Source organism: Ruegeria sp. CDSA193, from assembly GCF_059611885.1.
In genome coordinates this window covers 326,156-340,010 of sequence record NZ_JBXWPN010000004.1, presented here as the reverse complement: position 1 = coordinate 340,010, position 13,855 = coordinate 326,156, and the positions used below count along the sequence as shown (strand labels likewise).

The 13,855-nt window shown below is 56.8% G+C and carries 13 protein-coding genes; 6 read left to right on the top strand and 7 right to left on the bottom strand.

Features of this window, described 5'->3' with window-relative positions:
• Window positions 1-199 precede the first annotated feature (199 nt).
• The 5 genes from lptG (at window position 200) to rsmA (ending at window position 6,598) form a co-directional block, all read left to right on the top strand.
• Window positions 200-1,300: an LPS export ABC transporter permease LptG gene (gene lptG, locus AC2FLG_RS09845; protein ID WP_142633419.1), complete on the top strand. Its 1,101-nt coding sequence runs from the start codon at window positions 200-202 to the stop codon at window positions 1,298-1,300.
• Complete coding sequence (locus tag AC2FLG_RS09840) at window positions 1,300-3,462, top strand: LPS-assembly protein LptD (RefSeq protein ID WP_496706015.1); 2,163 nt, start codon at window positions 1,300-1,302, stop codon at window positions 3,460-3,462. Before lptG ends, AC2FLG_RS09840 begins: the two co-directional genes overlap by 1 nt.
• Window positions 3,453-4,706, top strand: coding sequence for a peptidylprolyl isomerase (locus AC2FLG_RS09835; protein ID WP_281971985.1), 1,254 nt, complete (start codon window positions 3,453-3,455; stop codon window positions 4,704-4,706). The genes AC2FLG_RS09840 and AC2FLG_RS09835 overlap by 10 nt, the downstream gene beginning before the upstream one ends.
• Complete coding sequence (pdxA, locus tag AC2FLG_RS09830; RefSeq protein WP_496701201.1) at window positions 4,703-5,665, top strand: 4-hydroxythreonine-4-phosphate dehydrogenase PdxA; 963 nt, start codon at window positions 4,703-4,705, stop codon at window positions 5,663-5,665. Before AC2FLG_RS09835 ends, pdxA begins: the two co-directional genes overlap by 4 nt.
• Before the next feature lie 84 nt (window positions 5,666-5,749).
• Window positions 5,750-6,598, top strand: a complete 849-nt coding sequence (gene rsmA, locus AC2FLG_RS09825; RefSeq protein WP_496706013.1) for a 16S rRNA (adenine(1518)-N(6)/adenine(1519)-N(6))-dimethyltransferase RsmA — start codon at window positions 5,750-5,752, stop codon at window positions 6,596-6,598.
• Window positions 6,599-7,210: 612 nt separating this feature from the next.
• Here rsmA and AC2FLG_RS09820 read toward each other — a convergent pair.
• The 3 genes from AC2FLG_RS09820 to prfA form a co-directional block, all read right to left on the bottom strand.
• Complete coding sequence (locus AC2FLG_RS09820) at window positions 7,211-7,786, bottom strand: DUF4167 domain-containing protein (RefSeq protein WP_496691122.1); 576 nt, start codon at window positions 7,784-7,786, stop codon at window positions 7,211-7,213.
• A 237-nt stretch (window positions 7,787-8,023) separates the two neighbouring features.
• The gene (gene prmC, locus AC2FLG_RS09815; RefSeq protein ID WP_496706011.1) at window positions 8,024-8,869 is read right to left on the bottom strand and encodes a peptide chain release factor N(5)-glutamine methyltransferase; all 846 of its coding nucleotides are present in this window, start codon (window positions 8,867-8,869) and stop codon (window positions 8,024-8,026) included.
• Window positions 8,866-9,921, bottom strand: a complete 1,056-nt coding sequence (prfA, locus tag AC2FLG_RS09810; RefSeq protein ID WP_496695682.1) for a peptide chain release factor 1 — start codon at window positions 9,919-9,921, stop codon at window positions 8,866-8,868. Before prfA ends, prmC begins: the two co-directional genes overlap by 4 nt.
• A 63-nt stretch (window positions 9,922-9,984) precedes the next feature.
• Between prfA and AC2FLG_RS09805 the strand changes: the two genes are divergently transcribed.
• Window positions 9,985-10,272 (top strand): hypothetical protein, encoded by a 288-nt coding sequence (locus AC2FLG_RS09805; protein ID WP_496695684.1) that lies wholly within the window; start codon window positions 9,985-9,987, stop codon window positions 10,270-10,272.
• On the opposite strand, the gene AC2FLG_RS09800 is transcribed toward AC2FLG_RS09805, so the two are convergent.
• From AC2FLG_RS09800 to AC2FLG_RS09785, 4 genes are all read right to left on the bottom strand, one after another.
• Window positions 10,213-10,617: a DUF1499 domain-containing protein gene (locus tag AC2FLG_RS09800; protein WP_496695686.1), complete on the bottom strand. Its 405-nt coding sequence runs from the start codon at window positions 10,615-10,617 to the stop codon at window positions 10,213-10,215. The two genes, AC2FLG_RS09805 and AC2FLG_RS09800, sit on opposite strands and share 60 nt — an antisense overlap.
• Window positions 10,618-10,686: 69 nt before the next feature.
• The gene (speB, locus tag AC2FLG_RS09795) at window positions 10,687-11,634 is read right to left on the bottom strand and encodes an agmatinase (RefSeq protein ID WP_496706009.1); all 948 of its coding nucleotides are present in this window, start codon (window positions 11,632-11,634) and stop codon (window positions 10,687-10,689) included.
• A 63-nt stretch (window positions 11,635-11,697) separates the two neighbouring features.
• Window positions 11,698-12,663, bottom strand: a complete 966-nt coding sequence (gene speB, locus AC2FLG_RS09790; protein ID WP_142633391.1) for an agmatinase — start codon at window positions 12,661-12,663, stop codon at window positions 11,698-11,700.
• A 12-nt stretch (window positions 12,664-12,675) separates the two neighbouring features.
• Window positions 12,676-13,839, bottom strand: a complete 1,164-nt coding sequence (locus AC2FLG_RS09785; RefSeq protein ID WP_496706008.1) for a M20 aminoacylase family protein — start codon at window positions 13,837-13,839, stop codon at window positions 12,676-12,678.
• Between the last annotated feature and the right edge of the window lie 16 nt (window positions 13,840-13,855).

Sequence of the window (13,855 nt, the reverse complement as noted above, 5' to 3'; positions counted from 1 at the left end):
GCATTGACCAGATAGCAGTTTTCCCCGCCCGGCATTTGCATTACAGTCGCGGAAAAAGTTCCGGCAGGTTCGGAGAGCGGGAGGGCGAATTGGCAAATCGGGGCAGGCATAAGCCGTTGCGCACTGTTGCGTGTACCGCTGATTCTCGTGACTTCAGTACCCCGGCTGTGGGCAAAGCAGCGAAGTCGAGGGCGCTTTTGTGATCCTGGATCGATATTTTGCCCGCCGGTTTACCCAGAGCTTTTTGGTCATTGGCTGCATCTTTCTGACCCTGATGATTCTGATCGACTTGATTGAACAGGTCCGGCGCTTTGATGAGGTCGATCTGTCATTTGGCCGGCTTTTGTATCTGACCCTATTGAATACGCCCGCCGCCATCGGTGAGATGCTGCCTCTGCTGATCATCCTGTCCACGATTGCGTTGTTCATCGGATTGGCGCGCAGCTCGGAATTGGTGGTGACGCGCTCGATCGGGCGGTCTGGAATTCGCGTCCTGCTTGCACCTGTAACTCTGGCCCTGTTGATCGGAGCCTTGGCAGTTGCGGTGCTTAACCCGTTTGCTGCCGCAACTTCCGAAGAATTCCAACGGCTTTCCGATTCCTACCGTAACCGCACCAGCTCAGCTCTTTCGATCAGCAGTGAGGGTTTGTGGTTACGGCAAGCTACAGAAGAGGGCCAATCGGTTGTCCATGCGCGCCGAACGTCAAACGGTAACACCCTGCTGTTGAAGGACGTCACCATAATAACATTCGACGCGATTGGTCAGCCGACACGCCAAATCTCTGCCAAACAGGCCAAGTTGGAAGACGGTTTTTGGGTTTTACAGGATGCCAAGATCTGGCCGCTTATGAACGGCATCAATCCCGAAGCTGGCTCGAAAGAGCATGATCGTCTGGAGATTCCGACCACCCTGACACGTCAGCGCATTCTGGACAGGCTGGCCAACCAGGATTCGATGTCTGTCTACGATTTGCCCCAGTTGATCCGAGACCTGCGCGAGGCGGGCTTTTCGACCAAGCAATACGAGGTCTGGTTTCAGGTCCAACTGGCAAGACCTCTGTTTCTGGTCGCAATGGTCTTGATTGGCGCGGCCTTTACCATGCGGCATGTCCGGTTCGGCGGCACCGGAATAGCGGTGCTGACGGCCGTGTTACTGGGCTTCGCCATCTATTTCGTCCGTAATTTCGCGCAAATATTGGGAGAAAACGGTCAGTTGCCTATCTTCGTTGCAGCCTGGGCCCCGCCATTTGCGGCCATCCTTCTTTCTCTTGGCCTGCTGTTGCATGCGGAGGATGGCTGATGCGCAAATTTGCTCTGCTATTGCTCTCGGGTGCGGTTGCATTGTCTTTGCCTTCGGATGTCATGGCCCAGACTTTGCCGGAACAGGATCAAACGACGAACGCGTCCCAGCAAGAGCCACCAGCCCTGCTTGTCGCCGACAAGATTTTCATTACCCCAGAGCGTGTGCTGATCGCAGAAGGCAATGTCGAAGCGTTTCAGGGTGACGTCAAAATGACGGCCAGCCGGATTTTGTACGACCGCGAAAGCGGTGAGCTTACACTGGAAGGACCGATCCGGATTGATCAGGGCAATCGAACGACAGTTCTGGCGGATTCCGCAGAACTCGACCGGGGTTTGCTCAACGGCCTTTTGATCGGCGCCCGAATGGTGTTCGACCAACAGGTGCAAATTGCCTCGGTGCAGGCGACACGTGCAGGCGGCAGATACACCCAGTTCAGCAAAGTCTCGGCGACGTCTTGCCATGTCTGCACGGATGGGCGGCCACCGCTCTGGCAAATCCGTGCCCGCAAGGTGACCCATGATCAGTTGGAACGACAGCTCTATTTCGAAGGTGCGCAATTCCGTGTGCTGGATGTGCCGGTCTTCTATTTCCCTTACCTGCGTCTCCCCGATCCAACGCTGGACCGGGCGACTGGTTTTCTGGTCCCATCGGTCCGCACCACCTCGCAGTTGGGCACAGGCATAAAGGTTCCCTATTTCTTCAAGCTTGGAGATCACAAGGACCTCACGTTGACACCTTACCTTTCCGGTAAGACCAGAACTCTGGGCTATCGCTATCGTCAGGCCTTTAAGAACGGACGGCTCACAATCGAAGGCGCGCATACTCGCGATGACCTTCAACGGGACGAGGCGCGCGGATATTTCTTTACCAACGGCTGGTTTGATCTGCCGGACGACTATCGCCTGACCTTCAACATTCGAACCACGTCCGACGATTCCTATCTGGCTGATTACGGCCTACCCGACTTTGACCGTCTGCGCAGCGAAATTGCCCTGGAAAGGATCAAGCGCGATACCGCTTTCCGGACCAGCCTAAACCACTATAAAACCTTGCGAGATAGCGAGGATCAGGATCAGATTCCTTCTCGCATCTTCGACCTGAACTATCGCAAACGCTTCTTCCCGGCAGCTGTCGGAGGAGAGGTGCGGATGGCTTTCATCGGCCATGCCCATGAAAGAACGAGCAATGAGGACGTTATCGGGCGCGATGTTGCCCGAGCGACCTTCGATACCGAATGGCTGCGCAGCTGGATACTGGGCTGGGGGCTACGTGCAGATGCCCAAGTAGGCGCGTCAATCGACACGTTCAATATCCGCCACGACAGCGCCTATCCCGATCAGGTGACCCGCACGACCCCGCGCGCCGCACTGACGCTGCGCCTTCCAATGACTCGCCGCGAGGCGTCGGGCGCAACCCAGTTGCTGGAACCCATCGCGCAGATCGGGTGGACGCATGTCTCCGACAATGATGTTCCTATCGACGAAAGTACGTTTCAGGAGTTTGACCAGGGTAACCTGTTATCCCTGTCCCGATTCCCTGCCGAGGACAGGCGCGAAGATGGGGTCAGCGGCGTTGTTGGGATGAATTGGGCGCGTTATGGCTCCAGGGGCTGGCAAGCGCGTGCCACGATCGGTCAGGTCTTTCGTGCGGATGCTGATCCCGACTTTAACCTTACATCGGGCCTTCAGGGCACATCGTCCGATGTGTTGATCGCCGGACAACTTGAAACGCCCAACGGGTGGTCTCTGGCCGGGCGAGGTTTGGTGAACGGAGATTTCAGCTTTGCCAAGGCCGAGCTGCGTGCAGCATGGCAAAAGGAAACAACGGCCCTCAGCGGAAGCTATGTCTGGCAAGAACCCGATCCCGCAGAAAATGTCGACGATGAGATTTCTGAGATCTGGTTGCGCGGGCGGTACGACATCGATCAGAACTGGCAAACCCGTGCTCAGGCGCGGTATGACCTGAGCGAATCTGAACCGATCAGATATGGGTTGGGTATCACGTACCGGAACGAGTGTGTTCAGGTTAACATGTCGGTCAGCAGGCGCTATACCTCGTCATCAAGTATTGAGCCTTCGACCGAATTCGGCTTTACCGTAGCTCTGACAGGATATTCTGTCGAAGGTGGCGGCAAACAGTACAAGAGAAGATGCAGTTGATAACAGGTTTTTCACGTTTCTTTCGTTCCAGCCATATCGGGCTGGTTGCTCCGGCACTGGTTGCAGTTTCGATTGCCATAGCACCTGTAAAGGCAGTGGCGCAGAACCTGTTCTCACCTGCCATAAAGGTCAATCAAGACATCGTGACCTGGTATGAGCTGGAACAGCGCCTGCAATTCCTCTCGATTCTGGGTGTTCCCGGCGCAACCGAGGAAGACGTGCGCAAAGCTCTGATAGACGACCGCCTGCGCAAACAGGCGATGCGCGACGCTGGAATCGTGGTCGCCCCCGAAGACGTTCAGGTTGGAATAGACCAATTTGCAGCCCGCGGTCAGCTTTCGAGCGACGAATTCCTGCAGCTTCTGGCGGATGCCGGTGTTGACCGTGAGACGGTTCGGGATTTCATCAAGGATCAGATTTCCTGGCGTGAATTCGTCAGCGCGCGTTTTCTGTCGCAGGCGAGACCATCGGAAGACGAGATCAATCGCGCACTTGGACAATCTGGAAGTGGCGGCCTGCAAGTCCTTCTTTCGGAAATCATTATTCCTGTGAACCAACAAAACCTGCCACAGGTTCAACTGCTGGCCGAAGAGATCGCCTTGATCGAGGGCTATGATTCCTTTTCAACCGCCGCAACACAGTACTCGGCGGCCGGAACTCGCACCAATGGGGGGCGCCTCGACTGGTTGAACTTGACCGATCTGCCCCCGGCGCTGCAGCCGGTCATCATCGGGCTCAAAAATGGTGACGTCACCCAGCCCATTCCTCTGCCCAATGCCGTTGCACTGTTTCAGATGCGCGGTTTGCGTGAGACCGCTGCGAGTACGCCCACCTATTCCGAGATCGACTATGCTGTCTATTACATGCCCGGTGGTCGTAGTGCGGAAACACTGGCCGCAGCCGAAAAGCTGAAAGAAGAAATAGACACTTGCGATGATCTGTACGGTATCGTGCAAAACAAGCCAGCAGAAGTCTTAGAGCGGAATGTCAGCAAACCGTCGGAAATCCCGCGCGATATCGCATTGGAACTGGCCAAACTGGACCTGAACGAAGTTTCAACCACGCTGACCCGCAACAACGGCCAAACACTGGCTTTTGTGATGTTGTGCACACGTACCCGCAACCTTGGCGAAGAGACAACGCGTGCAGATGTCGCCAATGCTCTGACCCAGCAAAGGCTGCAAACACTTGCAGAAAGCCTGTTGGGGCAAATGCGTGCCGACGCAACTATTGTTGAACAATGAAGCCAATCGCGCTCAGCTGCGGCGATCCGGCCGGAATTGGGCCCGAGATCGCCGCAAAAGCCTGGACCAGCCTTAGAACCACCTGCCCTTTCTTCTATATTGGCGATGCCGCGCATTTGCCGCCCGAGACACCGTCGGTACAGATCAGCGACGCCTCTCAGGCGGTCGAGATCTGTGGCTCTGCCCTGCCCGTACTGCAAATGGACTTTCCAGCCCCCAACCGGCCTGGGCACCCTAATCCAGCCAACGCCAGATCAGTTGTCACTGCCATTGAAACCGGCGTAGCGCTGGTTCAGTCCGGTTCTGCATCGGCGCTATGTACCGCGCCGATCCACAAGAAAGCACTTATCGACGGAGCAGGTTTCTCATTCCCCGGCCATACGGAATTTCTGGGCGCCTTGGCTGGGTCCCAACGTGTTGTGATGATGCTGGCCAGTGACCAACTGCGCGTTGTACCAGCAACCATCCACATCCCGCTCTCACGCGTTCCTTGCGAGCTTACGCCCGAGCTTTTGCGGGAAACCATCGAAATCACAGCTCAGGGATTACAATCACAGTTCGGTATTGCCACCCCGCGGATAGCCGTCGCGGGCCTCAACCCGCATGCCGGTGAAGGCGGCAAGATGGGACAAGAAGAACTGGACTGGATTGCACCGCTGATCGCGGAGCTGCCCCGCAAAGAGTATACCGTAACCGGCCCGCACCCCGCGGATACATTGTTCCACGCCGCAGCGCGCGCGCGCTATGACGCCGCCATCGCCATGTATCACGATCAGGCTCTGATTCCGATCAAGACGCTGGATTTCGATCGCGGTGTGAACGTTACCCTAGGCCTTCCATTTATCCGAACCTCACCCGATCACGGGACTGCACTGGACATTGCGGGGCAAGGCCTTGCAAACCCCACCAGCCTGATCGAAGCGCTGAAACTTGCCCAGCAGATGGCACAAAGCTCTTGATCCTTCAGCAGGCTGAAAATATCCCGGCCAGAGGTAAAAATTCTCTGGCACTCTCCTATCAAACCGCGCCACGGTGATCGGATCATGAGCACTATCGACAACCTTCCCCCTCTGCGCGAGGTTATCGCCTCGCATCAACTCTCGGCTCGCAAGTCGCTAGGCCAGAACTTTTTGCTGGATCTGAACCTGACCGCCAAGATCGCGCGGCAGGCCGGAGATCTTGCGGAATGCGATGTTCTGGAAATCGGCCCCGGCCCCGGCGGGCTGACCCGTGGGCTACTTTCAGAAGGTGCGCGCAAGGTTGTTGCAGTTGAAAAAGACACCCGCTGTATCGCTGCCCTGAATGACATCGCCGCCGCCTATCCCGGCAAGCTTGAGGTCATCAACGGTGACGCGCTTGAGATTGATCCGCTTACGCATCTGACCCCTCCGATCCGTGTGGCGGCGAACCTGCCCTACAATGTCGGCACCGAGTTGCTGGTCCGCTGGCTGACCCCGCCGCAATGGCCTCCGTTCTGGCAAAGCCTGACCCTGATGTTTCAGCGCGAAGTGGCGGAACGGATCGTCGCCCAGCCCGGCGGAAAAGCCTATGGCCGCTTGGCCATCCTTGCCCAATGGCGGGCCGACGCGCGCATCGCCATGTCACTGCCACCCGGCGCGTTCACCCCGCCCCCCAAGGTATCAAGCGCTGTGGTCCACCTGATCGCCCTGTCGCAACCGCGCTATCCGGCTGATCCTGCCACACTGTCCCGCGTGGTCGCCGCCGCTTTTAATCAGCGCCGCAAAATGCTGCGAGCCTCGCTAAAGGGCGTGGCCCCGGATATCGAAGACCGCCTGATCGCCGCCGGAATCAAACCCACCGAACGTGCGGAACAAGTGCCTTTAGAAGCGTTCTGCGCATTGGCCCGCGAAGTGTCTTCCACTCAATCCTAATATTTCTGCTGTCAACTCACGGAGACAAACAGTGAACTCAAATCCACTGGCGTCGGAACTGAAAAAGAAGCTGGTTGTTGGAATTTCCGCACTAACCATCTTATGCTTTATACAGCCCCACTCCTCAAATGCCTCAGAAGTCACGCTGTTGTGCACCTTTCTCGGCGACCGTGATGGGTGGTTTGCGCAACAGACTCGCTTCACAATCGATACCGGCTCCGAAACGGCCATTGTGGATGACCAATTCATACGCCACGTAAAAAAGGGCCCAATACGGGTTCCCTATAAATCCCTGGGCTCTGACGAGTATAGGCTTAAGTGGAATCTTACGCTGCCTGTTGTGTTATCGAGAAGATATGGAACCAGAAAAGGTATGCCCCAAAATGTCCAAAAGACCATTCGGTATACCGCATTTGTTGACACCAATTCTGCGACCGCGAACATAAGATCGAATGTACCTAACGCACCAAGACCGAAAGGCATATGCAGAACGGTAAGGTGACTGACACTCCAAAGATCCGAACAAAACACTTTTTGTTTGAAGGTCGGGGCAACACATCAAAAAACCCCGGCGCAGTACCGGGGTTTTCTATTATAAATCTACTGGCTGATTTACTCTGCCGCTTCAGGCGTATCACCGTTGCCGGAGGGCGCGTCCTCAGTCGCAGCAGGTGCGGCTTTGGGCTTGCGCGCCCGAGGCCGACGGGCCGGTTTTTCTTTTTTCTCGGCCTCTTCAGGGCTTTTGCTTTCAGGCGTTTCTACAAGTCCGGATTCCGGAGCAGCTGCGTCAGCGGCAAACCCCATCACATCAGGTTGAGGTGCCTCAGCGGGATCCGACTGGCGGACGGTTTCGCGTTCCTGACGCTCGGCACGCTCACGATCCCGCTCAGCCTGGCGTTCGCGATTCTGACGCTCTTGCTCCTCACGGCGTGCATCCATTTCACGCTGAGCTTCGCTAAGCAAACGCAGGTAATGTTCGGCGTGCTGCTGAAAGTTTTCGGCAGCTACACGGTCGTTAGACAACTGAGCATCGCGTGCAAGCTGATTATATTTATCAATAATCTGTTGCGGCGTGCCACGCACTTTGCCCTCTGGGCCCGAACTGTCGAAAACTCGGTTTACGACGTTGCCGCCAGAAGGACGATTGCGGTTATTCTTTGCCCGAGAGCGGGATTTGGAAGATCTCATCTACTTTAGTCAGCCTTGTCGTTCGCTGCCGATCAGTTCGCGTCTTGCACTGCTCAAGGGCTTAGCTATGACACGATGTCGACTTTTTTGGGCTTGGCGTCAGGGGCCCGCTGTAACAGCGTCAACCTCTCTGACTACACCTGAGTAAACACGTCCAGAGCGTGCAGACAAGAGGTTTGTCCCAATTTTTGTACCTTTTTTATATCAATCGGCGCATTTCGGCCTCAGAACGTTCCGTCATGAAGGCATTCTGGCGAAAACGACGCGGTCGCGACCATCCAGATCGGGAATGATCCGTACGTCTGTCAATCCTGCTGCGTCGAACAAAGATGCGACGCTTTGCCCTTGCTCGGGTCCGATTTCGACAAGTAACCGACCATGGGGCAATAGAAAATCCGGGGCGGCGGCAGCAATCCTGCGGTAGGCCCCCAAGCCGTCACCTTCGTCTGTCAATGCCATCCGCGGCTCATGGTCCCGCACTTCAGGTGCCAGGGTGTCCATTTCCGGAAGGGAAATATAGGGCGGGTTTGAAACAATCAGGTCAAATTTAGCTTCAATGTCTCCAAACCAATCGGATTGCTTAATTTCGATCCGGTTCTGAACATCGTGTTGCACGGCATTTGCACTGGCCTGTAGGCAGGCCGCCTCACTCAGATCCACACCAATACCCGATGCACTGGTGCGTTCGGACAGCAATGTGATCAGGATGCACCCCGATCCAACCCCCAGATCGAGGACATAGTCAAAGGGTTCGCTCAGCGCGGCTTCGATCAGGGTCTCTGTTTCCGGCCGTGGATCCAGCACGTCCCGGCTAACTTTGAACCGACGGCCGTAAAACTCACGTTCCCCCAACAGGTGAGAAACGGGCACACGAATGGCCCGAAGCGAGATCAGTTGCTCGTATCGTTCAGCAATATCCGGTAAAAGCTCTTCGGGTGTAATCAGTGTCACGCGACTTGCTTCGATCCGGGCGGCGTGGGCGAGTAGAACCCGCGCATCCCGCGCCGGATCAGCCACACCAGCCGCACGCAATCTTGCCGTAGCGGCCACCATGGCCTGAGCCGCTGTCTGGCCGCCGGTCATTGCGCCATCTCGGCCAGGAGACGCGCCTGATCATCCGCGGTCAATGCGTCGATTACCTCATCCAGATCGCCCTGCATCACCTGATCCAACTTGTACAGCGTCAGATTGATCCTGTGGTCCGTCATGCGGCCTTGCGGAAAATTATAGGTCCTAATCCGTTCCGACCGGTCGCCAGACCCGACCTGGTTCGCCCGATCTGCCGAGCGTTCGCTGTCAATCCGCTGACGCTCCTGATCATAGAGTCGAGTCTTCAGAACCTGCATCGCGATCTCGCGATTGCGGTGTTGAGATTTCTCGGAGCTGGTCACCACAAGCCCGGTGGGCAAGTGTGTAATCCGCACGGCCGAATCGGTGGTGTTCACGTGCTGCCCACCCGCACCCGAGCTGCGCATCGTGTCGATACGGATATCATTGGCGTCGATCTGAATATCGACATCTTCGGCCTCGGGCAGAACCGCCACGGTCGCCGCCGAGGTATGAATGCGCCCGCCACTTTCGGTCTCCGGCACCCGCTGCACCCGGTGAACACCGGATTCGTATTTCAAACGGGCAAAGACGTTGTCGCCCTTAATATGGGCAACCACCTCTTTGATGCCGCCCAGATCCGACGCCTGCTCTTCGAGGATCTCGAATTTCCAGCCGCGCGCTTCGGAATACCGCTGATACATGCGCAGCAGATCGCCCGCAAAAAGCGCAGCCTCATCACCGCCGGTTCCAGGGCGGATTTCCAACATGGCCGGACGCGCATCAGCGGCATCCCTAGGCAACAAGGCCAGTTGCAGGGCGTTTTCGGCACCGGGGATTTGGGCCTGCAGGTTGGGGATTTCCTCTTCGGCCAGCTCCCTCATATCGGGATCGGCCAACATCGCCTCGGCCTCGGCAAGGTCAGTGACCAGCTGGCGCCATGCCATGATCTGATCGACCACCGGCTTGAGGTCCGAATATTCCTTGGCCAGCACAGCAATATCGCCGCCCAAAGCACCATCTGCCATGGCCGCTTCGAGGTATTGGAATCGCTGAGTTATCTGTTCAAGGCGTTCTTCGGGGATCATCCGGGCGGTGTCTCCTAATCCGGGGCTATGGTCAAGGGCTGTCCGTATGCTAAGCTGCCCCGCATGAGACGGTTGGTTCTGGTTCTATCGCTTTTTGCGACGCCCGTGATGGCCGATGTCGTCGGTCCCGGCGGCAAGGTACAGGACTGCTATTGCACTGACAAATCCGGGTCACGCGTTGAATTGGGCGAGATGATCTGCCTGCAGGTCGACGGTCGCATTTTCACTGCACAATGTCAGATGTCACTGAACGTTCCGATGTGGCGCGAGGTACAGGAAGGATGCCTGTCCTCAGGGCTGCATACGCGCGAGCCAGCCATCAACGCGGTTTCGGTTTACCCCAAAATCTGAGCGTCCAAAGCGCAACCTGCCATAGATGCGCAGTGTATCGCCGTTCTGCTGGGCGGTTGTGTAGTCCGGAAAACCTATCACTTTGGTACGGGTGATATAGGTGACCATCCCGTCATCAACTGACCCGGCCAGAACCTTTGTACGTGGTGAGGCCATTGCGATTTCGTTCAACTGCGCCAACCCGTCCGGCCCCGTTTCAAGTACTCGCGCGACGCCACCACGGAGGTCCCTGTTCGCGTCGCCGACGGGGGCATTGTGCCAGATGGCGGGATCAGACGGCGCAAGCCGTATATACGCCCCCACAAGGACAATCAGACCCGCAATCAGCCACAGCGTCATTTTCATCTTTTCCACTCTGTTAGATTGCGGAACCATATGCAGTTCCGCATAGCAAACAAGAGACTGCCGTGATCCCTACCGTGACGTCACGCCTGGCAATATGCACAGCAATTCAAACAGCAGATTGGCAGCGGTCAGCGCCGTATTGCCAGAGGGATCATACGGCGGAGAAACCTCGACCAGATCACACCCAACCACATTTGCCCCGCCCAGGGCATGGATCAGTTGCAGCGCCTGCGGTGTGGTTAACCCGGCGATCTCGGGCGTGCCGGTTCCGGGGGCGAAAGACGGGTCCAGACTGTCAATGTCATAGGTGATATAGACCGGATGATCCCCGATCTCATTGCGTATCTGCGCGCCCATGACCGTCAGGTTCTGCTGCCAAAGCTCCCATGCGGGGTATTGGCGAAAGCCCCACCCTTTGGCCTCGGTAAAGTCCGATGCCGCATAGCCAGAGCCTCGGATGCCGATCTGAAAGGTTTTTTCCGGCACGATCAGCCCTTCTTCATAGGCACGCCGGAAAACGGTGCCATGGGTTTCCTTTTCGCCAAACATCTCATCATTTACATCCGCATGGGCATCCACATGGACCAGCGCCACAGGCCCGTGTTTCGCGGCTATCGCCCGAAGGATCGGCAAGGTGATCGAGTGATCGCCCCCCATCGCCACAGGTGTCACACCCTGCGCCAGAATCGCGTCATAGCTTTCCTTGATGATCCTCAGACTGTCGGACAGCGAAAAGGTGTTGATTGCCAGATCGCCGATGTCGGCGATTTGCAGGCTGTCGAAGGGGGCCGCAAAGGTGGCCATATTGTAAGGCCGCAGCATCGCACTTTCGCTGCGGATCTGTTTCGGTCCGAACCGTGTCCCCGACCGCCAAGAGGTGCCAATGTCCATCGGTATGCCTATTACGGCCACATCCAATCCGGCCAACGTATCCGCCTGCGGCAGGCGCATAAACGTGTTTGGGCCGGAAAAACGCGCCAGATCGTTACCGCTGATTGGTTGGTTGAATTGTGTCATGCCGTTATGTCTTCCGTCCTGCCCTGCTGCTAACCTGATACCGGAAAGATGGCTAACCAAAGGTTAAGGCTTCAGCTTGTTCCATCCCAGCAGGCAAATGATTTGCGTCGCCACATGTGCGCCTGCAATCGCTGTCGCACCTGAGGTGTCATAGGGCGGCGAAACCTCGACCACGTCCCCGCCTTTGATGTTGATCCCAGCAATGTCGCGCAGGATGATCTGGGCCTGAATCGAACTCAGTCCACCCCAGACCGGCGTTCCCGTGCCAGGCGCAAAGGCCGGGTCCAGACCGTCGATATCGAAGCTCAGGTAAACAGGGTTGTCACCAAGAATGCCTTTGATCTTTTGCGCCACGGCGGCGGGACCGGACTCATACACCTCCCGAGCGTCAATGATGTTGACCCCCAAAGTATCTTCGTTCGTCGTACGAATACCCACTTGAACGGAACGCTTAGGGTCCACTATCCCTGATTTGACCGCCTTGTAGAACATGGTCCCATGATCCACGCGGGACATGTCGTCGTCAGCCCATGTATCCGTATGCGCATCAAATTGCAGCAAGGACATCGGCCCGTATTTCTCGGCATAGGCCTTCAGGATCGGAAAGCTGATATAGTGGTCCCCACCAAGCGTCACCGAGGCCACGTCAGCGTTGAGAATTGTGCGAATGTGGTCCGTCAATGTGTCCGGAAAGGCAGGTATATTGGCGTAGTCATAAGCCATGTCCCCGTAATCCACGATTGCCAATTCGCTTAGCGCATCAAACGGCCAGCCATAAGGCTCATCCGGGGATTGCAACGTGCTGGCCTCGCGGATGGCGCGTGGCCCAAGACGCGTACCGGGGCGGTTCGTCACCGCCTGATCAAATGGCACGCCGGTTACGGCGATATCAATCCCGGTCAGATCCTTGGTATACAAGCGGCGCAAAAATGACATCGCCCCCCCGAAAGTATTCTCGTACGAGACGCCTTTCAGTTCAGGATTGGTAAACGCCTCGTCGACGAAATTCTTTGAATCTTCCAGTGCCATGTCTTTCTCCTGTCAGCCCAAAGGCTGGGCCTTTTCGACGATCCGCGCAAAGAAAGACGCCCCAACCGGCGCGATGTCGTCGTTGAAGTTGTATTTCGGATGATGCAGTCCGGCCCCCTCGCCTTGCCCCAGAAACAGGTAAGCGCCGGGGCGCGACTGCAGCATGTATGAAAAATCCTCGGCCCCCATCATCGCGTCGACATTGGTCATCACGCGGTCATCACCGGCAATGTCACGCGCGATTCCGGCGGCAAAACCGGTCTTGTCGGGGTCATTGATGGTGGCGGGGTAGTTCACATCATAATCCAGCCGCGCCTCGACCCCATAGGATTGGGCCTGGCCCTGCACGATCTGCTCCATCCGCTCCATCACCATTTTCTGCACCGTCGGATCAAAGGTTCGCACGGTGCCGTTGATATAGGCGGTATCGGGGATCACGTTGTTCACGGTGCCGGTATGGATTTGCGTGACCGAGACCACCAGACTGTCCAAAGCATAGTTGTTACGACTGACGATGGTCTGAATCGCCTGGGCGATACCGCAGGCCGCCATCACCGGATCCCGGGTTTCATGCGGCATGGCACCATGGCCACCAAGGCCCTGAATGTGAACTTCGAACGTATCAACAGCAGCCATGATCGGCCCGGGGGTTGTCTGAAAGGATCCTTCGGGAATTCCAGGCGCATTGTGCAATGCATAGATTTGGGAAATGTCGAACCGGTCCATAATCCCCTCTTCGACCATGACGCCCGCGCCACCACCCTCTTCTTCGGCCGGTTGAAAGATCAGCGCCACGCGTCCACGGAAATTTCGGGTTTCCGCCAGATAGCGCGCCGCGCCCAACAGCATTGTGGTGTGCCCGTCATGGCCGCAGGCATGCATGTTTCCGGGCTTGGTCGATTGATAGGTGACCCCTGTTTCCTCCGGGATCGGCAGAGCATCCATATCGGCGCGCAGACCAATCGTCGGCCCCTCACCCTGCCCGTTGATGATCGCGACTATCCCTGTAGTGGCGATCCCCTCGTGCAGTTCATCGACACCAAACTCACGCAGCCGGTCAGCAACAAAGGCTGCGGTTTCGTGGCATTCAAAGGCAAGCTCGGGGATCGTATGCAGATGCTGGCGCCATGCGGCCATATCGGCAGAGAAATCGGCAATTCGGTTGACGACGGGCATCTGGGGTGGACTCCTG

What these genes read in the sequence shown, in the direction of transcription:
- AC2FLG_RS09840 (WP_496706015.1), top strand. Translation starts at nt 1,300, where the DNA reads ATGCGCAAATTTGCTCTGCTATTGCTCTCGGGTGCGGTTGCATTGTCT.
- AC2FLG_RS09835 (WP_281971985.1), top strand. Translation starts at nt 3,453, where the DNA reads ATGCAGTTGATAACAGGTTTTTCACGTTTCTTTCGTTCCAGCCATATC.
- pdxA (WP_496701201.1), top strand. Translation starts at nt 4,703, where the DNA reads ATGAAGCCAATCGCGCTCAGCTGCGGCGATCCGGCCGGAATTGGGCCC.
- rsmA (WP_496706013.1), top strand. Translation starts at nt 5,750, where the DNA reads ATGAGCACTATCGACAACCTTCCCCCTCTGCGCGAGGTTATCGCCTCG.
- AC2FLG_RS09820 (WP_496691122.1), bottom strand. Translation starts at nt 7,786, where the DNA reads ATGAGATCTTCCAAATCCCGCTCTCGGGCAAAGAATAACCGCAATCGT.
- prmC (WP_496706011.1), bottom strand. Translation starts at nt 8,869, where the DNA reads ATGACCGGCGGCCAGACAGCGGCTCAGGCCATGGTGGCCGCTACGGCA.
- prfA (WP_496695682.1), bottom strand. Translation starts at nt 9,921, where the DNA reads ATGATCCCCGAAGAACGCCTTGAACAGATAACTCAGCGATTCCAATAC.
- AC2FLG_RS09805 (WP_496695684.1), top strand. Translation starts at nt 9,985, where the DNA reads ATGAGACGGTTGGTTCTGGTTCTATCGCTTTTTGCGACGCCCGTGATG.
- AC2FLG_RS09800 (WP_496695686.1), bottom strand. Translation starts at nt 10,617, where the DNA reads ATGAAAATGACGCTGTGGCTGATTGCGGGTCTGATTGTCCTTGTGGGG.
- speB (WP_496706009.1), bottom strand. Translation starts at nt 11,634, where the DNA reads ATGACACAATTCAACCAACCAATCAGCGGTAACGATCTGGCGCGTTTT.
- speB (WP_142633391.1), bottom strand. Translation starts at nt 12,663, where the DNA reads ATGGCACTGGAAGATTCAAAGAATTTCGTCGACGAGGCGTTTACCAAT.
- AC2FLG_RS09785 (WP_496706008.1), bottom strand. Translation starts at nt 13,839, where the DNA reads ATGCCCGTCGTCAACCGAATTGCCGATTTCTCTGCCGATATGGCCGCA.